Here is a 23,120-nt window from a genome sequence, read left to right on the forward strand (position 1 = left end):
TTATTAATATGGTTAAATATAAGTATAAGTAATTTATAAAAAAAGGAGGATAAAGTTTATTTTTTAAATACAACCTCTTTTTATTTTGTAATTTACTTTAGAAATAGGAGAATAAAAAATGAAAAAATTATTATCAGGATTACTTGCTTTTTCAATTATTGGTTCAAGTATGACAAATGTTATTTCTTGTTCTAATAATAAATCTTTTAATGACATATTTTTAATAACTGATGCAGGAAGGATATCGGATAAATCTTTTAACGAAAGTGGAAAGGTAGCTGGAGACAAATTTATAAAAGAAATTTCAGAATTAAATAAAGATGACAGCTATTCTGGTATTGGATTTACTGAGCCAGAAGATGTTTCAAAAATACAAGATGGATATGATATTGCAAAAAAAGCTGGAGCTAAAGTTGCAATTTTACCTGGTTTTCATCATGCTGGAGATAATTTAAAAGCAGCTGCAAATGCACTTGGTGAAAACTCAACTCAGATTATTATAGATGGTAACGATGAGGGAATCAAGACTGCTATAGGTTTACTATATAAAGCTGATATGTCAGGATTTTATGCAGGAATGGCTTCGATATATCAAAGTATAAAAGATAAAAAGTGAAATACAGTTGGTGATGAAAAAATTGTCAAATTAGCTACATTTGGTGGTCAATCAAATTATGTTGCAGTTGAATTATTTATGGTTGGATTTTTATCTGCAATTGATGTTTATAATGAATTAAGTACAAATAATAAGGATGTTTTAAATAATATATTTGGAGAAGAAGTTCAATATGATGGAATCAAAGCTTCAAGAGTTTCATCTCAAAAAAATGCTCCAAAAGATGGTAATGACAAAAATTGATATTCTACATCATTTGCAGCAGGTGATGGTAAAGTAATTTCAGAGTCATTAGTAAATGATGATGCAAACGTTATTATGCCGGTAGCTGGTCCTCAAACCGCTGATCTTCTAGGTGTAATTAACCAAAAAAATAAACAAAATGATGTTAAAGTTGTTGGTGTAGATACTAATCAAGCAGAAGCATATGCTAGTGATTATTCAAACTCATTTATTACATCAGCTGAAAAAAATATTGTTGATAGTACAATCATTGCTTTAGCAGGTTCAAAAGAGTATTACAATAATGATACAGTTGTTAACAATATTAAAAAATATTATAAAGATAATAATTTGTCTCTAACATTTGATAAAAAAAGTCCATTAAAAGATAAAAGTGTGGAAGAAATGTTAGGTAGTGATTTAACAGGGAATACTTTATGAACTCCAGGAGATATTTCATATAGTGATAATAGTAGTTTAAATAGTATAACTAAAGAAGTAGCAGATAAAATAAAAACTACTTTTTCTTCAAGTGTTTTAAATTCAGCTTCAAGTAATTTTTTCAAAGGTGTTGAAGAAAATACATATACTCCACAAAAACTTTTAGAAATAACAGAAAAATATGCAAAAGATATAATAGAAAGCATTAAAAAATAAAACCCATTAGTGAAATTGTCAATTAAAATTGACATTAAAAAGATACTTTCTCCATACGAATTTCGTATGGAGTTTTTTTATGTTTTAATGAAGGTCTAACATAATTATAAAACTCTATATAGTCTGAGATAATTTTATAAATATTTGAATGATGTAGTTCTTTTACTTTATATGTATATATACATTCATTTTTAAAAGTTCCAAAAAAAGACTCACAGGCCCATTATCTGGTGAATTTCCTCTTCGTGACATAGAAATATTTATATTATTAGTTTTACATAATCTTTCTCAAGTTTCATTTGTATATGGTGATCCTTGATCTGAGTGGATTATCTTTGGTGCACCTCTTTTTTTAATGGCGCTTATTAAATTTGTATGACATAATTTATTATTAGGACTAACCGATAACTTTCAATCAATAATTTCTGAATTAAACAAATCCTTTATAACAGATAGATATACGTTTCCATTAATAGTTTTTATATAAGTTACATCTGTTACTCATTTTTCATTTATATTTTTAGATTTAAAGTTTCTATTTAGTAAATTTTCAAATCTTAATGGACCTGATTTATCATAGTTTGGAACTTTCTTTTTCTTTGCTGCTTTTAAACTCATTATTTTCATATATCTATAAACAACTCAAGGGTTTAATCTTTCTTTAAAGTATTTGTTTAAAAATAAAGTTATCATATTATAACCATATCTTTTTTTAAACAAGTAAAAAAGGCATCTTATCTTAATTGCTAAAATTCTATTATAATTTTTATACTTTGGTTTTCCGTTTTTAAGTCATTTTAAATATCCATACCTTGAAACTTTTAAATATAAACAAGATAATTTCAAAGAAAACATTTTTTTAACATTAAAAATGGCGAAGTACTTTTCCTTAGTTGTCTTCGCCAAATGCTTTTTTAAAGCTCTTTCCAGTTTCAAAGCCTCTCTTAATTCTTCAATGCTCATATCATCAGGTTCTTTAAAAATTCAATCATGAGATTTAAATTTTTTGATATTTCCTTTTGCTTGTGTTCCGCTACCTCATTCAAGAGCGCTTTCACCTCTGATTTTCATCTTTTAATTGTGCTAGTACTAATATCAAACTTTAATGCCGCATTTAAAATACCAATTTTTTTTGATTCATTAATTATATAAAGTTTTTCGTTTTTTGTTCATTGTTTTTCCATATAAAAAGAACACCTTTCAATAAAATTTTAACAATAAAAGTACTTTTTTACTGTCAATTTTATTTTAGATGTTCATTAGGGTTTTATTTTTATTTTGATGTAGTTAAAAAATCATTTTTTTTAATATTTAAATATTTATTTGTATTATTGGCTAAAACAAATATAGAATATGTATCTTCATGTAAGCTTGTAAATTTATTAGGTTTGAAATTTGAATATATTGCTGTTACTTGTGAATGAATATTGCAAAATATAACATCTACTTTTTCTTTAAAACCAAAAGAATTAAACCCTTTTGAATAAACAAATTTAAAACCGACCTCTTGTTTTAACTTATCTTTAAAAACTAGGCTGCCAGTTTTATTATAAGAATTTTTAATTGTTCGAATTGAAATATCTAAAATGTTATTATTGTGAACTAGTTTTTTTGTACTATTTATACTAACAAATTTATTCGATTCCTTGTAATTCATTAATCGGACAGCTGTTTTTAAAAATTTAAATATACTCATATTTTCACCAATTCTCTTTATTTATTATATAAAATTAATATAATAATAAAAGAAAAGAGGTAAAAAAAATGGCAAATATTGCAATATTCTTGGCTAATGGTTTCGAAGATACAGAAATGGTAGCTACAAATGACATTTTAAATAGGGCTAAAAAACAATTTCCAGGTAGTTTTGATATTATTGATATTGTATCAATTACAAAAGATAATAAAGTAACTGGTTCATATGGAACTACAGTTGTTGCTAATAAATTAATAGATGAGATTAATTTTGATGCTTATGATTGCTTGGTATTACCTGGAGGAGGACTTGGCGTTGAAAATCTTGAAAAATCAGATAAATTGCTAAAAGCACTTAAAGATTTTAAAGAAAAAGAAAAAACAATTGCAGCTATATGTGCTGCACCACAGATACTTGGTAAATTAGGTTTGGTTGATGGTGTTGAAGTTACTCACTACCCAGGCTGTGTTGAAGGTCTTGATAAGGCTATAAAAAAACCACAAATGGCTGCAATCTCGGATAAAAATGTAATTACAGGATCATCAATAGGGGGTGCTCTACAATTTGCTTTGCAAATTGTAGATCATTTTACCTCAACCGAACAAATGTTAGATATTTATAAAAGTCTAGTATTTAATTACTAAAATAAAGTGCATTTTTTAAGTTAATTTAGTAATTTGTATGTATAATATTAATAGTCATATTTTTTAAAAGAAGGCGCAAGTCTTCTTTTCTATTTGGATGGAGGATAAAAAGTGATAGATGGCGCAAAATTACTTGATGCAATTTTTGAAATTGTTCAAGACAAAAAAATAGATAAAAGCATAATATTTGAAGGTATTAAAGATGGTTTCCAAAAAGCTTATGAAAAGTTTTTTGACCCAGAAGCAATCATAAAAGTTGAAATAGACGAAAATATTGGCTCAATTAAAGTTTTTAAAGAACTTGTTATAGTTGAAGAACTTGAAGATGAGTGATTGGAAATTGAACTTGAAGATGCTGTAAAAATTTATGGTGATAATTTAAAAATAGGTGATAAAGTATACGAACCTGTTGAATTCACTAATGAATTTTCAAAACTTGCTGTTATGCAAGTAGGTCAAATTATAAAACAAAAAATTCGCGAAGCTGAAAAAGCAATGATATACGAAGAATTTTTACCTAGAAATCACGAAATAGTTGGTGGTACAGTAAAAGACATAACTGAAACTAGTTATTTAGTTGAAATTGATGGAGTTATAATTCCTATTTGAAGTAAAAAAACAATTCCTGGCGAAAAATTTGATATAGATGATATTATTTCATTTTATATTGAAGAAATTTCAAAAGATAATAAACATTCACAAATATCTGCTACAAGAATTCACCCAGATTTTTTAGCAAAATTAATGGAAATTGAAGTTCCAGAAATTATGGAAGGTATTGTTGAAGTAAAAGCAGTATCAAGAGAACCAGGTAAACGTGCTAAGATTGCAGTTGTATCTCATGAAGAAAATATTGATCCAATTGGTAGTTGTGTTGGTGCATCTGGAAGCAGAATAAAAAATGTTACTAAACAATTAAATGGAGAAAAAATAGATGTTGTTTTATATAATGATGATAAAAAGATTTTTGTAATGAATTCTCTTGCTCCAGTTAGAGTTATAAGTATAAGTATTGATGAAGAAAATAATGAATGCTTTATTGTTGTTCCAAATGAACAATTATCTTTAGCAATAGGTAAAAAAGGAATGGCTGCAAGATTAGTCGCAAACCTTGTTAATATGAAAATAAATATTTATTCACTAGATGTAGCAAATGAAAAAGAAATAGAAATATTATGAAATGGTAATATTACTAAAGAAGAACTTGAAACAACTAACTTTGTTGAAAACACAAACAAAAGAAGAGAATCTATTAAATAAAAAGTTTTAGAAAGTTTTTTATGATTAAAAAAAAAGAAGTATTAAGAAAAGATATAGCTACAGGAAAAATGTTTCCAAGAAATTTTTTAACTAGGATTGTAAAAAACAAAAAAGGTGAAATTAGTGTAGATTTATCATACAAAGCTCATGGTAAAGGAGTTTATATTTTGTTAAATGAAGTTTCAATTAAAAAACTAATTCAAAAATCTCTTCTCGATAGAGCATACAGAACTTCTATAAATAAAAATGTTTATCAAAAAATAGAAGAAGAATTATTGGCATTATTGAAAAATGAATAAAATAAAATTAATGAATTCATTAGGGCTGGCAGCATCAGCTAACAAAATTTTTGTGGGAACTAAACTAATTGAAAAAATCCAAGATAAAAAAATAAATTTAGTCATTATTGCAACAGATATAAGTGCAACACAATATAAAAAAATTACTAACAAGTGTAATTTTTATAATATTAAATATTATGATAATCTATTAAGTGGAATAGAAATAAGTAAATCAATAGGAAAAAATAACATTAAAAATGTTGGTCTACAAGATTTTAATTTCATAAAATTAATAATTAATAATATTTAAATATGAAAAGGAGATGGTGGTATGACAAATAAAACAAAAAAAAATAATAATAAACAAGTTGATAAATCTAAGTCAAAAGCTCACACAACAAACATTAAAAATAAACTAAGAGAAACAAAGGAAACAGGTTTAATTGATGGAGTCTTTATTTTTACAGAACCTTTATCAATTGCTGATTTTGCAATAAAAATTGGCAAAGAACCAGCTGTAATTGTAAAAATGTTTTTTACAAAAGGTATAATGGTAAATCAAACATTTACACTGTCTGAAGAGCAAATGGGTGAACTTTGTTTAGAACTTGGATACGACTTTAAAAAAGAAACAAATATTACAAAAGAAAATATTTTCGAAAATTTTGATGAAGAGGACAAACCTGAAGATTTAACAACAAAACCACCTGTTGTTACAATTATGGGGCACGTAGATCATGGAAAAACAACATTACTTGACTCAATTAGAAATGCAAATGTAATTGATGGTGAGTTTGGTGGAATTACCCAACATATTGGCGCTTATCAAACTAGTATAAACAAAAATAAAATTACATTTATTGACACTCCTGGACATGAGGCCTTTACAGAAATGAGGGCAAGAGGTAGTGAAGTTACTGATATTGTAATAATCGTTGTTGCAGCAGATGACGGTGTAATGCCACAAACAGAAGAAGCAATAGATCACGCCAAGGCAGCTAATGTTCCAATAATAGTTTTTGTTAATAAAATTGATAAACCAGGATCAGACCCAAGTAAAGTAAAAATGGAATTAATGAAATTTGGGATAGTTGCTGAAGAATTTGGTGGAGACACACCTTTTATTGAAGGATCTGCAAAAACAAAAATTGGTTTGGATTCATTACTTGAAACAATACTTTTACTAGCAGAATTAAAAGATTTAAAAGCAAACTCTAATAAATTTGCAAGAGGTACAATTATTGAAGCTCATATTGATAAAAATAGAGGACCTATAGCAACGATTCTTGTTCAAAATGGAACTTTAAATATTAAAGATATAGTTATTGCTGGGGCAACTTACGGAACAATAAAAGATATTGAAAATGAAAATAAAATGAAACTTAAATCAGTTAGCCCAGGTCAACCAGCTCTAATAGTTGGTTTAAATGAAGTACCAAGAGCAGGAGATAAGTTTATTGTTGTTTCTGAAGAAAAAATGGCAAGAGATATCGCTAAGGCACAATTTGAAAAACAAGCAAATGATTCAAGAAACAAAAACTCTGCATTTACATTGGATTCTATCAAAAACCAAATTGAAGCAGGTGAACTTAAATCAATTAATATTATTTTAAAAGCCGACGTTCAAGGAACAGTTGAAGCCGTTAGAAATGCTATGTTAAAAATTAATATTGAAGGAGTAAGAATCAATGTAATTCGTTCAACAGTTGGTGCTATTTCAATTAGTGATATTACATTAGCGCTTGCCTCAAATGCAATTGTTTATGGTTTTAATGTAAGACCAAATGCTCAAGTTAGACAAAAAGCTGAAGAAGACGGTGTTGAAATTAGATTACATAATATAATATATAAATTATTAGAAGAGATTCAAGAAGCTGCAACAGGATTGTTAGATCCAGTTTATGAAGAAAAACAATTAGGTGAAGCTGAGGTTAGACAATTATTTAGACACTCACAAGTTGGAACTATTGCTGGATGTAGGGTAGTAAGCGGAAGTGTCTTAAGAGGCTCAAAAGTTCACGTTATTAGAGATGGTATTGTTATATATAGTGGAGAAATGGCTTCGTTAAGAAATAATAAAGATGATATCAAAGAAGCTAGAACAGGCCAAGAATGTGGTATTACAATAAAGAACTTTAATGATTTAAAAGAAAATGATATTATAGAAGCATATAAGATAGAAGAGGTGAAATAATATGCCAAAAGATGTAAAAATAGAGCGTGCTCAATCAACAATACTTAGAGAACTAAATCTAATTTTGCAAAGAGAATTTCACGATTGCGAATATATTAAATTTTTATCAATTCATGAAGTTAGGCTATCTAACGATATGAGCCATGCAAAAATATACTATTCATTTTTGAACCCAAATTTTGATCTTGAAGATGTAAAAAATGAAATAAAAGAAAATTTAAAAGAAATAAGAATGCTTCTTGCAAATAAAGTTGAAATGAGAAGTGTTCCAGATCTTACTTTTGAATATGATGAAGCACTTGAAAATGCAAATAATATTGAAAAAATATTAAAAGATATTAAAAAATAATTTAACAAAAAAATTCAGTATAAAACATACTGAATTTTTTTTATTTTTTAATTGGATTTTTATTTTCTTTGTATTCTTTTAATTTTGTAACATAATTTTCTTTTAAAGTCTTTTTGTTTTCGTTAAACTCTTTTTTTAAATTATTTTTGTCTTCAATTGAAAGTTCCTTTTGTTTTAAATTAACAATAAGTTCTTTTCTTTTAGACTCTATAGTTCTTTTTAATTCATCTTTTTGATTGTTATGAAATAAAATATCTTTTTGTTTTTCTAAACCTCGAATTGTTAGTAATCCTGAATCCTCTCCAATGAGACCCTCAGATTTTGCGACAATCGTTGCAGTTGATACTCCACCAAGAACGTTCGCACCAGTTCTTCCCATATCAAATAAACCATCTAATGGAGCAATTACAGCAAGAACACTACCTATAAATTCAGAAAACCCTATACCTCCAATTACACCAACAGTAACAACAGTAGCAGTACCTGGGACTCCTGCAATACCTAGAGACGCTACAATTGTAACAAATAAAGAAATTATAAAGTATGTAAATAAACCCATAGAATGAGGAACATCAGAACCTGTTCAAAGGATACTAGTTGCAAGTCCTGATTGAATTCCTGCACAAGCTATTAAACCCATTGTTGTAGAAATTGGGGTTATACTACTTACAACCTTGTCTGAAATTTTCATTTTTTCAAGTGTGTTCATTGATACTGGTAATGTTGCATTTGATGATTGTGTTGCAAAACCTTGTATTAATGGTCTTCAAGATTCTTTTCATCATGCACCAATTTTAATTCGAGCTAAAAATATTTGCAGTGATAATCAAATTATGGCAATAATAATTGCTAAGTATCCTATACCAATTACTTTACCAATATTTGCAAGCTCACCAATTGGTCTTGAAGTAATTGATGTTGATAACATTGACATAACAGCTAAAGGCATTATTTTCATAAAATTAGTTAACATTGAAGATGTTACTTTTCAAGCTGTATTAGCAGCCTTAACTATCGCTTCCATTTCAACTTTATTTCTTTTTGCTAAAATCTTAACTGAAAATCCAGCAAGGGCTGCAATAACCATTACTGGTATTATAGAATTAGATGCTAATGCTGCAAAAAAGTTAATCGGAATGTAACTTCATATTATTTCTGGTAATGGTACGTTATCTTTACCCTTTGGAATATCACCATCATTAACTCCAAGAACTCCGCTACCTACCTTTGTTACAACTCCAAGAAAAAATGTAATTGTAAACATTACTGCAACATTTATCAATAATATAGCAATACCTTTTCCTGTTATTCTTGCTAAACCTGTTTCACCGGGTTTAGCTGTTATTTTGAATATAGCAATAAATACAATAGGAATTGTAAGTAGATAAACACCTCTAATGAAAATGTTTTTAAAGAATTCAGATCAAATATTTAATTCATTAACTCAATATAAACTACTATCACTATCTTTAAAACCACTGTCAAGTTGCTCTTTGTTTGGAAAACCTATTATTGATTGAATTATTATCCCAAATATCAAACCAATTAGCATACCAATAATTACTCTATACATAAAACTGATTTTTATTTTTTTTAGAAAAATATAAAATCCAATTTGTAGCAAAGCAAAAACTAATATTGCAACAGCTGATTGTCACTTACTAATTGCTAAAAAATCTCTTAATATATCATTTTTATTATCAGCTAAAAAATACACTTTTTTCACCTTCTCTCATAATAATTTATTTTAGCACTAAAATTAACTTATAATTTTAGAAAGTGCAATATGTATTATGTCGAATGTTCTTGAAAATGGAGGCGAGTAGGGAAGGTCTATTTGTTCAATTTCTTCATTTAACTTTGTTTTATTTCAGATTAATGTTGCTATAGAATAAAATCTTAAAATTGAGTTTTTATTAGAGTACATTTGAGCACCAATTAATTCATTTGTATCAACATTTTTAATTAGTTTTAAATAAATATCACTTTGACCATCTAAATAATGTGTATGATTTTTATCTTTTATAAATACTGTTTTTATATTTATGTTCAAATCTTTTGCTTCTTTTTCAGTTAAACCTGCTCTTGCTACTCCGCTATCAAATAATTTAATTATCGAACTTTGTATACTACCATAAAATTTAGAATTAATATTTGATATATTATTTGCAATTACTTTAGCTTGTTTAGAAGCAACTGTTGCTAAAGGTGAGTAACAATGATTATTGGTTATTTTGTTTTTTATAACACAACAATCGCCCCCAGAATAGATATAATCAATGTTGGTTTTTCCATAATCATCAACAATTATCGCATTATTTGCAGATAGTTTTAATTCTGTGTTTTCAAATAATCTTGTATTTGGTCTAAAACCTGAAGCAACAACAACTAAATCAACTTTAATATCTCTATCCATTAATTTAGCAATAATTTTATTATCTTTCTTTATAAATTCTTTAACACTATTATTTAAAAATAAATTTATTTGATTTTGTTCTAAATTATTTTTAATTAAATCAGATACTTCTTCATCATAAATTTTTGAAGCAATTCTTGAATCTAATTCAACAATGCTTACGTTTTTATTAATATTTTTTAGATTCTCAGCTAATTCCATGCCAATAAATCCAGCTCCAATTATTAAAATATTATTAATTTCTTTTTTTTCAACAATTGCTTTCAAATTAATCCCATCTTCATATTTTGTTAACTTATAAAAATCAATAGTATCAAGACCTTTAATAGAGGGAATAAATGCTTCTGCGCCAGTAGCAATTACTAATTTATCAAAATTGATCTCTTTATTTTTAACTATTAACTTTTTGTTTTTTATATCTATTTTTTCAATTGAAGAATTTAAATGTATTTCAATTCCAGATTCGTTAAATTTCTCAACTGACCTTGCAAAAAGTTTCTTTGAGTCCTTAAATTCGTCTCCAACATAATAAGGAAGACCACAAGCTCCTAGTGAGACATAGCTGCCATTTTCAATAACAGTTACTTCAATATTGTTATTATTTCTTTTTATTTTGGATGCCACACCCATACCGGTTGCTCCACCACCAATTATGACTACTTTCATTTCACATTTCCTTTCGTAAGTTTAAACAAACTTTTATAAATGCTATAATCAACTTGGTTATAACAATTTAATTATAATTCATAAAATTGATAACCTAAAGCAATTATAAAAATAGAGGTAAAAATGAAAAAATGAGTTACTACTAAAAATATTGCAACTTGTGGAGTATTAACAGCAATTATGTTTGTGATGGGTGCAATTGTATCAACAATTGCATCTATGACTGGTAAATCAATTATTCAATTTTCAGATATTATTTATTTAATTTTATTTGGAAAAGTTAATTTATTTACATTAATTTTAAGTGCTGTCATTGCTGGTTCGATGATCGATTTATATTCCGGTGGAGCAATTTTTATACCAATAACAATCCTTGTAAAGATTTTAATAGGTCTTACATATAAGTTATTAAATAAAAAACTTAATATACATTTAATATATATAATAAGTTACTTATGAGTATTTATATATAATTTATATTCTTATATATTATGAGACACTTCTGTGCTAATTGTAGAATTAATAGTTAACTCAATACAATATTCTGTTACAGTAGGAGGAGCTTGTTTAATTATTCTAACAAGTTCACTAAATATTTTTAATAAAAACGAGGCAACGGATTATAAAGTTGAAAATAAGAGTTAATATAAAAAACCGCTAAAGCGGTTTTTTAATAATTTAAGGTTTTTGATAATATCATTTGAATTCTATTTGTAGTGAGTGTGAATAATATAATTGCAAATAAATCAAAAATCATAAAACTAACCCATGCTTTAAAAAATGCAATTATTCCATAAGCTGCACCTAATTCAACATAAGTTTGGAATGCTTTTAATATAGCAGAAAATAAAGGTGCTATTATAAAAACAAGAACTGAACCAGCTAATAGTCCAGTAATTCTCCTAAAATTGTTTTTTACTTTATATACATTAAATAATCGGCTAAAGAATAATCAAAATAAGAATACTCATAGCATCAATCCAATACTTGAAATCGCTCTAAAAAGAGGACTTTGACCTCAAATAATAAATTGTAATAAACCATCTAACAAACCTACTATCATACCCCAGTATAAACCGACTACTTGAAAGCTTATAGCAATTATATAATATTTTAGTGCAAATCCAAGATTTACCATTGTCCATCCAAGTGGCAATAAAATATCAATAAAACTAACAGCCGTAGACATACTTAGTAACAAACTGACAAGAGTTATTTTTAGAGTCTCACTCTTAATTCTTGCATGCTTGTTTGTTTTGTTAAGTTTGCTGATTTCATAATCCATATCAATTTCATCTTTTACAGAATCTTTTTTATAAAGATTATCATCAACTTCTTTCATTTTCTCTCCAATCTAAACAAACTTGTATTTAGAATTCAAAAATTATTCACCTCTTAAGTATTATAATATAAAGTATTAGGGGAAATTAAAATGTATCAATATTTTGCAACTAAAAAGTATGGTGAAAAATTTATATTAAAAGACAATGACTTTCATCATATAAAAAATGTAATTAGATTAAAAGAAAATGAAAAAGTAACAATTGTTTATATGAATGATAAGTATATATGTAAAATTTTAAATTTTGATCAAAACCAATGTAACTTAAAAATATTAGAAGTTCTAAATATAACTAAATCTAATAAACCAATAGTAAATTTATTTTGTGGAATTATTAGAGAGCAAAAATGAGATTATTTATTGCAAAAAACCACTGAACTCGGGGTCAATAATATATATCCAGTCATTTTTAAAAGAAGTATAATAAAAATAGAACCTAAAGATGAAGTTAAAAAAATTACAAGATGACAAAATATTGTTTTAACAGCATCAAAACAAACAAAAAGTACAAATATACCAACAGTTATGCCTATAATAAGAAATTTAGATGATGTCATTTGTAAAAATGCAGATTTAAATATAATATGTTATGAAAATGAAAAAAATACTACTTTAAAGTCTTTGATAAGTAATAAAAAAGACTCATTTAACTCTATAAATATATTAATAGGTCCAGAAGGTGGTTTTGAAAATTATGAGGTAAAATTATTAGAAGAAGCAAATTATAATATAGTTACACTTGGTAGCAACATATTAAGAGCAGAGACTGCACCATTATTTGTACTCAGCTGTTTAAATTATGAATTTGAAACTTAATAGAGGTGTTTTATGAATAAAATTGAGCAAAATAATAATATGATTAAAGAAATGTCTATTATAAATGAACAACTTGATAAAGTAAAATTAGATACAGAGTTGGTAAACTTCATCAAAAAAAATATGTTTTTAATAAAAAATAAGCTTAAAGGTTTTTTGGATATTAAAACTCATGGCAGTTATTCAATCAACAATTTTTACAATTTCGATGATTCAATAACAATTGATTTATTAGCAATTAAGTATGTTAGTAAAAAAACATATAATAAATACCAAAGAGAATTTGTTACAAATGATCACTTCGTTAGTTGTATTATATGCTCGCTCAATAACCAATTAATGAAAAAATTGTCAACTTTATACCTAAAGGATAAAATGACGAAAGTAAGTTGAAAAGAAAAAAATTATAAATTACCTACTTCATCTGAAATAATTAAGTTTACAGACTCAATTTTAGTAAATTTTCAGGAAATAAAAGATAAAGTTCTAAAATTTAATATTAGAACTGTTATTAAATTTAAAGAATACCCAGTAATAATTTGTAGTAAAACAATGTATAAAAGATCTTTTACATTAGAATTTGCAAAAATGTATAAGACACTTAATAAATTAACACTAAAAAAAGTACAATTATTATTTTTTTATATAAGAGTAAAATTTAGAAATAAGTTAAATAAGAAAAGGCAGCTAATATTAAAATTGGAAGTATTGCAAGATATCCAATTGCAACTTTCTAAAAATAAATACTTTCAATTATGGCTTGATAAAACTTTTGATAATGTTTTTAAATCCAAAAAAGAAGTTGAAAATTTATTAGAATCAAGACAAATATATTATAAAAAATTTAAAAAAACAAATAAATTATATAATTTAATAAAATTAAAAAATTTAAAATGAGTTTTTATTAAATCTTATAATTCTGTAAAAAAATTTTTAGATTTTTATTTAGGTTTCTGCAAAGATTATTCAGAAAACTTACCAGACATCGAAAGTGAAAATTTATATTTTTGATATGATTCAGTTGCTTATCTAAAAAATGAATTTGATACAAGCAATTTTACTGTTAAAAAAGACAACAAAAAGTATGATGAAATTGAAGATTTTAAAATTATAACTAAAACCGTATATCCTTTCGACAAAAATAATGGTTTATTTCTTGTATTTTTAAAATATTTTAATTTTGAAGTTATATAGAAAGGTATTTATGAAATTAAATTACGAAATTAACAAGTTTAACGATTCAATTAAAAAATTAACTTTTAAAAGAAAAGATTTAAAAACATTTATTAATGAAAATTTTAAAATGTTGAAATCTGAAGTTAATAAATTTAATATAGATATAAAAAAAATGGGGGATTTTGCATATGAAACTTATACTTCTAATAATAAAATCCTTAATTTTGACCTTTCAATAATAAGTTATAACAGTAAAAAAAATAATAGTCATGATTTGTTAAAAGATCAGTTTATTGAAATATTAAAAAACATAAATTCAATTTCTGAAATTCACACTCATAAAAAGAATAGTTATATAAATATTATTTATAAGTATAAAAATGTAACAATAAATTTCAGGGTAATAAGTATATTATACAAAAAGTATAAAACTGGATCTTTTTACGTAATAGATAAAAATGGCGAAAATTTTGAAGAAATGGCAATACAATTGCAAAAAGATTTTATTTATGCAAACAAAATTAGTTCGGGATTATTATTTTCTTTAAAAAGATTAATCAATTATATAATTAAGAAAGAATTTGAGTACACTTATAACATTGATATGATTATATTAAGATGATTTTATGAGTACATATGTAGATCGATTGATGATTTTGTAAATAAAAACTATAATTCTGATAATAGTCAATTAAATGTGACAAAGTTTTTATCTCCATCAAGATTAAGGAAATGAATAAAGTTAAACATTAGTTTTCAAGATTTAATATACTTTATATTTGCCAAATGAAATTCAACTAATACTTATTATTTTAAATCTAATGGATTTATTGATGAAGAGATGTTTGAAGATATTTCAAGATGAAGTCAAAATACATACTCAACTTTTAGTTTACCAAAAAACTACATATCTAGAATTAAAATTTTTGACGCAAATAATTATAATGAAAAAACATTTATGAGAGATAATTTATCTGAAACTGACGGTTTTTCAGAAGTTATCTGAACAAAATATAAAGATGAAGGTATGGATTATATTGTCACTCCGGTTATAAAAACTGGAATACCCAATTTTATTCTTTTTAAAAAATGACTAGTGGCAAAATCTAACAATCTTTATTTAAAATTAAGTGATAATTTGCAATTAGAAATAAAAACTACAAAAACTAGGGAAGCTATAAATGAATTAAATCATATCGCAAATATTTGACTTACAAAATATAATTTAATGTTAAAGTATTTGCAACCTTTTTTTGATAAAAAATACTCATTTTTTAATAGTTTTAAGATCGAAGAGTTAATTGCTTATATTTTAAGTTCCATAGACAAAATAAAGGGTAACGATTGGTTGATTAAAAATTATTTCTAAAAATGAAATTTATTTCTTGGAATTTTTTTGATTTTTTATTAAAAATATGGTATTTTTTTATTGAGGAATTAAATCTCATTCCTCATTATCAGTTAATATGGTTTTATAAGTTGAAAAAAACCATTCAAATGTAGTTCACTACATTTTAATTAATTACAAATAATAAAATTTTAGATATATGTTTATTCCTTCTAATAAATTCTATAAAAAACAAGATCCCGGTTTTTTATAGTTAAAACAATTCAAATAATATTTTAAATGTAATTAATTATTTTCACATATAATTCATAATCAAAAAAAATGCCATCGGCATTTTTTTTTAACTATCTTCGCTTCTTTTACTTTTAATAATTTCACTTCTTTTTTTAACATAGTCTTTTTCAGCTGAACCAATATTATGATATAAATCTCTACTTACATTAGTTCTTAATTTTTTAAGTTCAGCGTCACAGAATATTCATGTTAACCAAACAATATGAAAATATCTTAAATATTTCAACTCTTTTTCTGAATATAAATCATAACTTAATTCACTTGCTTCTTTTTGAGCGAAGTCAATTCATTTTTGTGGATCGATATCTTCCTTATATGCTTCTTTTGCAAGTCTTTGGTATTCAAAAGCTTTTTTTACAATTATATCCTCAAGTGATTGCAAAGTATTTGCAATTTCTGTTACTAATGCTTGATCAAAATCATCAAATGAGTTAAACTGGTGTTTTGATAAATAAAACATCTTGGTACTTAAGTTACTCATTGCGTTTCCGCCATTACCTAAATGTTCTTTTTCTGAAATTACTTTAAATTCAGCTTCTATTTCTTTATAAAAATCTGATTTAATTCTCATACATTCACCCTTATTTAGTACTAATTATATCATAAAATTATATTAAATATAAGGTATTCTTATGGCCAGCAATATGTATAATAGAATTATATGGTAATAAAGGAGCGTATAACAATGAATGAATCTGGTATTTTTTTAATAGATAAACCTAAAGGTATTACATCAAATAATTTAATACAAAAGTTGAAAGCAAAATTTAAAATAGATAAAATAGGTCATGCAGGAACGCTTGACCCAATGGCTCGTGGATTAATGGTTGTCTTAGTAAATCAAGCTACCAAAATATCAAATTACCTATTAAGCAGCGATAAAAGATATATCGTAACAATGGACTTTTTTACAAAAACAGATACCATGGACATAACTGGAACCGTAGTTGAAACTCAAAACTTTGAAAAAATTGATAAAAAACTTATAAAAGAAATGATTGAAAAATATGATGGTTATATGTACGAACAATACCCACCAATGTATTCTGCAACAAAATTAGAGGGTAAAAAACTTTATGAATATGCAAGAGCTGGAAAAGAAGTAGAGATAAAACCTAAAACAGTCACAATAAAAAAATGTACACTAATTGATTTTGATCAAAAAAATGGAAAGTTAAGTCTTGATGTTTCATGTAGTAAGGGAACGTATATAAGAAGTTTAATTACTGATATGGCTGAAAGTATTGGTTTTTTAGCTACTATGTCTTCTTTGAACAGAGTGGAATGTGGTAAGTTTAGCATAAATGATGCAAAAACAATTGAAGAGGTTGAAGAGAAAGATATCATATCAGTATATGATAGTTTAATGTTGAATGGTCATAGTTTAGTTGAATATCATAAAAAAAGTGATATTCTTCAAGGGAGAACTATTGAGTTGAACGGCATTAATTTTCCTTTCATTTTTATTATTGATAATAATAAAGAAGTTATTGCAATTTATAAACATATTGCTCAAAACATTTACAAGTGTCAAAGAGGACTATGAAGTAATATTGATCAAAGTTTATTGACAGATGCTGAAAAAGAAGGATTGAATGATTAAAATTGAAACTGATTTTAATGTTAAAGACGATTTAAGTATACTAAATAAAAACTATGTTGCGTGTATTGGTTTTTTTGATGGAATACATAAATACCATAAAAAAATTATTTTGAAAACAAAGAAATTGGCAAAAAAGTTTAATTATGGATGAACTATAATAACTTTTTCAAAAAAAATAAGTAATTTCATTCTTAATAGAGATGAATATCTATATAAATCTCATATTAGGTATGATTTTTTTGAAAAAGAGTATAATCCAGACTTCTTAATTGAAATACAAGTCAACAAAAAAACTATTTTAGTTGATAAAGATGAATTTTGTAATTTTTTATTTAATATTTTACATATAAGAAAAATTGTTATAGGTGAGGATTTCAAATTCGGACATAATAAAAAAGGTAGTATTGATGATTTAAATAATTTTTTTGGAAAAAACAATATATTTGTATATAAAAGAAATAAAAAAGTTTCTTCTTCATTAATTAAAGATTATTTAAAAAAAGGTTGTATTAGAAAAATTAATAAAATTTTAGGCGATAAATTTAGAATAACAATAACTTATGTTAAGAAAACAAATAAGTATTTTATAAGTAGTACGAGTATAAAAATAAAAGATGGGTGATATTTAATATTAATTAATAATATTAAAACAAAAGTGTTTTTAAAAAATAATTATATATTAAATCAAAATGCAACTTTAGTTGCATTTTTTTATTTCCTAATAAATATTTATATTATTTGATATAATAAAAAAGTGTTTTTACATTGTCTTGATCAAACCCTAAAATCATTACTTTGTATTTACATTTAATTATAGATAAAAGGGGAAAAAATATGGTATCAAAAGAGGAAAAAATTGAAATAATTAAGAATTTCGGAACTGATAAAAATGACACAGGTAGTGCAGAAGTTCAAATAGCTATTCTTACTAAAGATATTCAAAATCTTACTGAACATTTAAATTTACATAAAAAAGACATTACTTCAAGAAGAAGTTTATTGAAAAAAGTTGCTCAAAGAAGACACTTGCTTAATTTCTTATTGAGAAAAAATGTAAATAGATATAAAAGTATTATTGAAAAATTAAACATAAGAAAATAATCTATATCCTTTGCATTATCATTTGCAAAGTTTTTTTATATAAAATAAATAATTAATGATAAAATATTATTGATAAATTTAATTTTATGCTATGAGTGCTATTTAAATGCACAAAAATAGTGTATAATAAATATATGTTTTGGTGTTTATTATGCTTAAACATTAAAATTTAATTTATTAGAAAGATGGTGCAAGAAATGGCAAGTTCAAAAAATGGAACTGACAAAGCAGCGATAAAAAGAGCTGCTTCAAATAAAAAAAGAGTTGAGCATATTCAAACAAGAAAAAAAGTCAGCGACCCAAAACCTGTTAAAATCCCAAGTACAGTAGCTAAATTATCAGAGGGACAAGCTAAATTTATTTGAGAAAAAACAGATAATGTGTCTGCAACTAATTCTGCTATTTACAGACAAGATGTAGCCGGAGCAATTATTAAAATTAATGAATTTAATCTTGAGTCTGAATTTGGTTGAGTTTTCGCATTAATAGACGCAGAAGGTGAAGTTGATGATGTAAACAACATCGTAGCAATGCACTGAATGAACGCAAAAGTTAAACGTAAACCTTTTGAACAATGAACAGCTGTAGTAACAGGTGGTAAAGATGTTACTGGTTTATTTAATTACAAAAAAGAAGTAAAAATTCATGGTATGACATTGGCTAAAACAAGAAAAACTGTTTTATTCCAACCATCAGTGGTTGAACCTAAGAAAATTAATATTGAAATTAGAGATACTATGAATCCAACTCAAACTAAAAAATAATAAAAAAATATTTACATATGTAAATATTTTTTTATTATATAATTATATTGTCCGTAAGGACACCAAGAATATTTGTTATTCTTAACGTTTGTGTGAGATTTTTTAAAACCGCTCAATAAATAAATATTTCCTTTCTCATGCATTTTATAGCGGGTGGAAGTATTTTTTTTTTTTTTTTGTTTAAATAAAGTGTGAGGTATTTATGAAGCCGATAGTTGTAATTGTAGGACCGACTGCAAGTGGTAAAACTGATTTGTCTATAAAAATAGCAAAAAAATTTAATGGAGAATGTATAAACGCAGATTCAACACAAATTTTTAAAGGTACTGACATTGCAACAAACAAAATATCAATTGAGGAAATGCAAGGAATAAAACACCATATGATTTCAATAAAAGAAGTTAATGAAAATTATTCTGTTGCGGAATTTCAAAAAGAAGCAAGAGTTATAATTGATAATTTATTAAAGGAAGACATAATGCCAATTGTTGTTGGGGGAACTGGCCTTTACATAAATGCTTTAATAATGAATTATAACTTTAATAATAAAGATCATATAAATAATTATTCAGAACAGTTTAGTAATTTAGATAATGAGAGCTTATGAAAAGTTTTATATAAAATTGATGAGAAAGAAGCCAATAAAATACATCCTAATAATAGATATAGAGTTTTAAGGGCGTTAGAAATAAACGAATTAAATAGTAGAAATAAATCAAGTATTATTAAAGATAATAAAAGTTATTATTATAAAAATATTATAATAATTGGATTAGACCCAATTCGAAATGAATTGTATGATAAAATTAACGATAGGGTCTTGAATTTGATTGAAAAGGGATTGTTTGAAGAAATTATTGAGGCATATGAAAAATGCTCAAAAAATGAATTATCTCAAGCCCTTAAATGTATTGGTGGTCCTGAAATAATTAAATACATTAATAATCAAATATCATACCCTGAATCAATTGAATTAATGCAAAAAAATAATAGACATTATGCACGAAGACAACTGACTTGATTTAAAAACCAGTTAAAAGATGTTAATTGATTTGAATATACATATGATGATTTTGAAAACATATGTGAAAAAATTTTGCTTTTTTTAAAAAATAAATTGTTAGATTAGGGGTTTATTATGGTTTCTGTATATGAAAGAATAGAAAATATAGTTAAAGACAATAAAAATACAACTTTTAAAATAATAGGAAAACAAATATTAAGTGATTGACATTTAGGAATATTTAAAACTCAGTATGAAATTTCAGAGTCTTGTTTTGTTTCGCTTGCAACTGTAACTCAGTTTGCTAAAGCTTGTTTATGTGAAGGTTATAAAGAATTAATAATAAGACTTAGAGTTGAATACGAACAAAGAATGCAAACACAACAAGTTGGCGAAAGCATGCAAGATATTGAGAAATCTAAAATCATAAATGAAATATATTCATGAATTGAAAATAATAATGAATTTATCGAAAAATTAGTTAAAAAAATTAAATCAACTAAAAAACTATGAATTTGTCCTTCGTCACAAGCTATTTATTCATGCAAATATCTTGAAGATATTTTAACAAACGCAGGAAAAGATGTAAAGCTTGTTGATTTATCAGTTAGCTTAGAAATGGCTAGATCTAGAGAATTTAAAGGAGAACTTATCCTTGTTATTTTATCAGGTAGAGATACAGAAACATTAGATAGAACAATAGAATACTTATTAAATTTTAAAAATGATCTATTTATAATCACAACACCAAATAATATTTATGAATTATCAGATGAGCAACAAGCAAATTCAATGGTTATAAATTTCAAAGATAATAATTTTTTATATAAATATAGAGCATACGCACTTATTACATTGTTTTTAAAAGTATCTGAATCATTTTAGTATTTTTACATAAATATATATTTTAAATTAAAAATATAAGGATATTTTATTGACATAGTATTGTAGATTATATATTATTATTAATGTGATTGTAATGCGGGTGTAGTTTAATGGTAGAACTTCAGCCTTCCAAGCTGACTGTGAGGGTTCGATTCCCTTCACCCGCTCCAAATAGAAATTAACAACTCTTAGTAAAGAGTTTTTTTTATTTTAAAGTATATAATTATATAAAGGAATTATTTATGAGAATATTCAAAAATTTCAGTGATTGTAAAACACCATTTTTTAAAAGTTTATTATTTATAACTGTTGAATCTATAATACCAGGACTATTAATATGATTTTTAATAGGATATGACTTTTCATATTCTTTTAAAAACAATCTCCCAAATCCTAAGGCATTATATATATTCTTAGTTTTATTTTTTTATTTTATATATTCTTTTGTAACTACAACAATTTTTTATTACTCAAAGTTTCATAAGGCAGATAATTTTACATATTCATTAACTATTACAATTTGTTTAATAATGTTATACATTATTGGTATATTCATAGTTAATGAATCTTTTTGAATATTTGTTAAATTCATAATTATTTTTGCAACTGCAATTTTATTTTTACCAATTTCAGTTTTTATTACGATGTTTTTTAATAATCTAGTTATCAAGAAAAATGAAGAATACGATCAAATGCTTTTAGCATATAAAAATGGTGAAATAATACCTACAAACAAACTTATCAAGGCACAAAGATACAGCAAATTTATAATTAATAGAGAGCAGAAAAAAGAAGAGTTAGAAAAATTTAAAAAGAGTTTAGAAGAAAAACTTGAAGAAAAAATTAAAGAAAACGAACTCAAAAAAAAAGAAAAGGAAAAAAATATAAATTTAAAACTTGATAAAAAAGAAGAAAAACAAAGATTAAAAGAAATTGAAAAAAATAGTAAATTTAAAAAGTAATAGGTTTTCTATTTTTAAGTCTATCAAATTTATTTGAGTAAATTTCTTTATATATTTCATCTCCTTTGTTCTCATACATATAATTAGCTCATAAAGTTCATAATAAATCTTGATATTTAATAACAAAATTTAATTTATCTAATTCGCTTTTATCAAGCAATATCATTCTTTTTTTTATTAATTGATTTATAAATATTTTTATATTTTCTTCATTATCATTAAGTGTTTCAGTTATAAAACTTGCATAATCAAAAAATTTATCATTAAGTGTAATAAAATCATAATCAATTAGAATAAAATCATCGTCTTTGAACATTATGTTTCCAGGAACTAAATCATTGTGAGACAAAACCTTTTTTAATCCCTTAACAGTGTCAATTTTTAAAACTATATTTTTATAGTATTTATCTAAATTAAAAAAAGGTTTTTTTATTTTTTTATAAAAATAATCTAAAGTACTTTTATAATTAAATTGTTTTAATGAGTTAATTCTTTCATCTTTTATTTTGTGAAAAGAATTTATCAATTCAGTTACCTTCCTAACATGAAAGTCTTCAATTTCTACATTTGATAAATTTAAATATCCTTCTAAAATTTTAAAATAAGAAATTAATTTTGTTTTTTTTAATACCATTTTTTCTGCTTTTATTATTACATTTTGGTCAATACTTTTTAAAACATTCAATACTTCAAATTCATTTTTTTTATCTAAGTAATCATTTTTTTTAATTTTGTAATTTTTAATAATTAAATCATTCTTTACCTTTATTTTGTTTGTTAAACCAATATATGTATTTTTTTCCATAGTTCCTCTTATGTGATATT

26 protein-coding genes and 1 tRNA gene are annotated in these 23,120 nt (G+C 24.8%); 19 read left to right on the forward strand and 8 right to left on the reverse strand.

The window, feature by feature from the left end; translation table 4 throughout:
- Positions 1 to 118 precede the first annotated feature (118 nt).
- Positions 119 to 1,495, forward strand: a complete 1,377-nt coding sequence (locus SLITO_RS01805; RefSeq protein WP_075058079.1) for a hypothetical protein — start codon at positions 119 to 121, stop codon at positions 1,493 to 1,495.
- A gap of 34 nt (positions 1,496 to 1,529) precedes the next feature.
- On the opposite strand, the gene SLITO_RS06245 is transcribed toward SLITO_RS01805, so the two are convergent.
- The 3 genes from SLITO_RS06245 to SLITO_RS01815 all read right to left on the reverse strand — a co-directional run bounded on the left by SLITO_RS06245 (position 1,530) and on the right by SLITO_RS01815 (position 3,191).
- Positions 1,530 to 1,676 carry a hypothetical protein gene (locus SLITO_RS06245; protein ID WP_083433394.1) on the reverse strand — a complete coding sequence of 49 codons (147 nt, stop codon included), beginning with the start codon at positions 1,674 to 1,676 and terminating at the stop codon, positions 1,530 to 1,532.
- On the reverse strand, positions 1,658 to 2,566 hold the full coding sequence (locus SLITO_RS01810) for an IS3 family transposase (protein WP_144416394.1): 909 nt from the start codon (positions 2,564 to 2,566) through the stop codon (positions 1,658 to 1,660). The genes SLITO_RS06245 and SLITO_RS01810 overlap by 19 nt, the downstream gene beginning before the upstream one ends.
- A 202-nt stretch (positions 2,567 to 2,768) precedes the next feature.
- Positions 2,769 to 3,191: a hypothetical protein gene (locus SLITO_RS01815; protein ID WP_075058080.1), complete on the reverse strand. Its 423-nt coding sequence runs from the start codon at positions 3,189 to 3,191 to the stop codon at positions 2,769 to 2,771.
- A gap of 68 nt (positions 3,192 to 3,259) precedes the next feature.
- Between SLITO_RS01815 and SLITO_RS01820 the strand changes: the two genes are divergently transcribed.
- The 6 genes from SLITO_RS01820 to rbfA all read left to right on the forward strand — a co-directional run bounded on the left by SLITO_RS01820 (position 3,260) and on the right by rbfA (position 7,919).
- Entirely contained in the window at positions 3,260 to 3,835 is a 576-nt protein-coding gene (locus tag SLITO_RS01820) for a DJ-1 family glyoxalase III (protein WP_075058081.1), read from the forward strand.
- A 111-nt stretch (positions 3,836 to 3,946) separates the two neighbouring features.
- On the forward strand, positions 3,947 to 5,095 hold the full coding sequence (gene nusA / locus SLITO_RS01825) for a transcription termination factor NusA (RefSeq protein WP_075058082.1): 1,149 nt from the start codon (positions 3,947 to 3,949) through the stop codon (positions 5,093 to 5,095).
- A gap of 20 nt (positions 5,096 to 5,115) precedes the next feature.
- Positions 5,116 to 5,394: a YlxR family protein gene (locus tag SLITO_RS01830; RefSeq protein WP_075058083.1), complete on the forward strand. Its 279-nt coding sequence runs from the start codon at positions 5,116 to 5,118 to the stop codon at positions 5,392 to 5,394.
- Positions 5,387 to 5,686 carry a L7Ae/L30e/S12e/Gadd45 family ribosomal protein gene (locus SLITO_RS01835; protein ID WP_075058084.1) on the forward strand — a complete coding sequence of 100 codons (300 nt, stop codon included), beginning with the start codon at positions 5,387 to 5,389 and terminating at the stop codon, positions 5,684 to 5,686. The genes SLITO_RS01830 and SLITO_RS01835 overlap by 8 nt, the downstream gene beginning before the upstream one ends.
- Positions 5,687 to 5,707: 21 nt before the next feature.
- Complete coding sequence (gene infB / locus SLITO_RS01840) at positions 5,708 to 7,570, forward strand: translation initiation factor IF-2 (RefSeq protein WP_075058085.1); 1,863 nt, start codon at positions 5,708 to 5,710, stop codon at positions 7,568 to 7,570.
- Position 7,571: 1 nt separating this feature from the next.
- The gene (gene rbfA / locus SLITO_RS01845) at positions 7,572 to 7,919 is read left to right on the forward strand and encodes a 30S ribosome-binding factor RbfA (protein WP_075058086.1); all 348 of its coding nucleotides are present in this window, start codon (positions 7,572 to 7,574) and stop codon (positions 7,917 to 7,919) included.
- A 40-nt stretch (positions 7,920 to 7,959) separates the two neighbouring features.
- On the opposite strand, the gene SLITO_RS01850 is transcribed toward rbfA, so the two are convergent.
- Together SLITO_RS01850 and SLITO_RS01855 are read right to left on the reverse strand one after the other, a co-directional pair.
- On the reverse strand, positions 7,960 to 9,645 hold the full coding sequence (locus SLITO_RS01850) for a dicarboxylate/amino acid:cation symporter (protein WP_235443374.1): 1,686 nt from the start codon (positions 9,643 to 9,645) through the stop codon (positions 7,960 to 7,962).
- Positions 9,646 to 9,678: 33 nt separating this feature from the next.
- Positions 9,679 to 11,001 carry a CoA-disulfide reductase gene (locus SLITO_RS01855; protein WP_075058088.1) on the reverse strand — a complete coding sequence of 441 codons (1,323 nt, stop codon included), beginning with the start codon at positions 10,999 to 11,001 and terminating at the stop codon, positions 9,679 to 9,681.
- Positions 11,002 to 11,124: 123 nt separating this feature from the next.
- Here SLITO_RS01855 and SLITO_RS01860 point away from each other — a divergent pair, with 123 nt between their 5' ends.
- The gene (locus tag SLITO_RS01860) at positions 11,125 to 11,646 is read left to right on the forward strand and encodes an ECF transporter S component family protein (protein ID WP_075058089.1); all 522 of its coding nucleotides are present in this window, start codon (positions 11,125 to 11,127) and stop codon (positions 11,644 to 11,646) included.
- A 25-nt stretch (positions 11,647 to 11,671) separates the two neighbouring features.
- Here SLITO_RS01860 and SLITO_RS01865 read toward each other — a convergent pair whose 3' ends face one another.
- Positions 11,672 to 12,343: a hypothetical protein gene (locus SLITO_RS01865; protein ID WP_075058090.1), complete on the reverse strand. Its 672-nt coding sequence runs from the start codon at positions 12,341 to 12,343 to the stop codon at positions 11,672 to 11,674.
- Between the two features lie 90 nt (positions 12,344 to 12,433).
- Here SLITO_RS01865 and SLITO_RS01870 point away from each other — a divergent pair, with 90 nt between their 5' ends.
- Genes SLITO_RS01870 through SLITO_RS01880 form a run of 3 tightly spaced genes read left to right on the forward strand, consistent with a single transcriptional unit; the run spans position 12,434 to position 15,704 of the window.
- Positions 12,434 to 13,159, forward strand: coding sequence for an RsmE family RNA methyltransferase (locus SLITO_RS01870; RefSeq protein ID WP_075058091.1), 726 nt, complete (start codon positions 12,434 to 12,436; stop codon positions 13,157 to 13,159).
- Between the two features lie 12 nt (positions 13,160 to 13,171).
- Entirely contained in the window at positions 13,172 to 14,353 is a 1,182-nt protein-coding gene (locus SLITO_RS01875; protein ID WP_075058092.1) for a hypothetical protein, read from the forward strand.
- Between the two features lie 10 nt (positions 14,354 to 14,363).
- The gene (locus tag SLITO_RS01880; RefSeq protein WP_075058093.1) at positions 14,364 to 15,704 is read left to right on the forward strand and encodes a hypothetical protein; all 1,341 of its coding nucleotides are present in this window, start codon (positions 14,364 to 14,366) and stop codon (positions 15,702 to 15,704) included.
- Positions 15,705 to 16,023: 319 nt separating this feature from the next.
- Here SLITO_RS01880 and SLITO_RS01885 read toward each other — a convergent pair whose 3' ends face one another.
- The gene (locus tag SLITO_RS01885) at positions 16,024 to 16,548 is read right to left on the reverse strand and encodes a hypothetical protein (protein WP_075058094.1); all 525 of its coding nucleotides are present in this window, start codon (positions 16,546 to 16,548) and stop codon (positions 16,024 to 16,026) included.
- Positions 16,549 to 16,662: 114 nt separating this feature from the next.
- Between SLITO_RS01885 and truB the strand changes: the two genes are divergently transcribed.
- From truB to SLITO_RS01925, 8 genes are all read left to right on the forward strand, one after another.
- A complete protein-coding gene (truB, locus tag SLITO_RS01890) occupies positions 16,663 to 17,580 on the forward strand; it encodes a tRNA pseudouridine(55) synthase TruB (protein ID WP_075058095.1) in 918 nt (305 codons plus the stop codon).
- Entirely contained in the window at positions 17,573 to 18,391 is an 819-nt protein-coding gene (locus SLITO_RS01895) for a nucleotidyl transferase family protein (RefSeq protein ID WP_075058096.1), read from the forward strand. The genes truB and SLITO_RS01895 overlap by 8 nt, the downstream gene beginning before the upstream one ends.
- A gap of 23 nt (positions 18,392 to 18,414) precedes the next feature.
- Complete coding sequence (rpsO, locus tag SLITO_RS01900; RefSeq protein WP_075058097.1) at positions 18,415 to 18,681, forward strand: 30S ribosomal protein S15; 267 nt, start codon at positions 18,415 to 18,417, stop codon at positions 18,679 to 18,681.
- Between the two features lie 197 nt (positions 18,682 to 18,878).
- Positions 18,879 to 19,445 carry a hypothetical protein gene (locus SLITO_RS01905; RefSeq protein WP_075058098.1) on the forward strand — a complete coding sequence of 189 codons (567 nt, stop codon included), beginning with the start codon at positions 18,879 to 18,881 and terminating at the stop codon, positions 19,443 to 19,445.
- Between the two features lie 202 nt (positions 19,446 to 19,647).
- Entirely contained in the window at positions 19,648 to 20,574 is a 927-nt protein-coding gene (miaA, locus tag SLITO_RS01910; protein WP_075058099.1) for a tRNA (adenosine(37)-N6)-dimethylallyltransferase MiaA, read from the forward strand.
- A 9-nt stretch (positions 20,575 to 20,583) separates the two neighbouring features.
- Positions 20,584 to 21,333, forward strand: a complete 750-nt coding sequence (locus SLITO_RS01915; RefSeq protein WP_075058100.1) for a MurR/RpiR family transcriptional regulator — start codon at positions 20,584 to 20,586, stop codon at positions 21,331 to 21,333.
- Between the two features lie 96 nt (positions 21,334 to 21,429).
- A tRNA-Gly gene (locus SLITO_RS01920) sits at positions 21,430 to 21,503 on the forward strand.
- A gap of 72 nt (positions 21,504 to 21,575) precedes the next feature.
- A complete protein-coding gene (locus tag SLITO_RS01925; RefSeq protein ID WP_075058101.1) occupies positions 21,576 to 22,295 on the forward strand; it encodes a DxFTY motif-containing membrane protein in 720 nt (239 codons plus the stop codon).
- Here the strand turns inward: SLITO_RS01925 and SLITO_RS01930 are convergent.
- Positions 22,285 to 23,100, reverse strand: coding sequence for a phosphotransferase (locus SLITO_RS01930; RefSeq protein WP_075058102.1), 816 nt, complete (start codon positions 23,098 to 23,100; stop codon positions 22,285 to 22,287). The two genes, SLITO_RS01925 and SLITO_RS01930, sit on opposite strands and share 11 nt — an antisense overlap.
- Positions 23,101 to 23,120: the final 20 nt, after the last annotated feature.

Source organism: Spiroplasma litorale (assembly GCF_001267155.1).
In the GTDB taxonomy this organism is placed as follows: domain Bacteria; phylum Bacillota_I; class Bacilli_A; order Mycoplasmatales; family Mycoplasmataceae; genus Spiroplasma_A; species Spiroplasma_A litorale.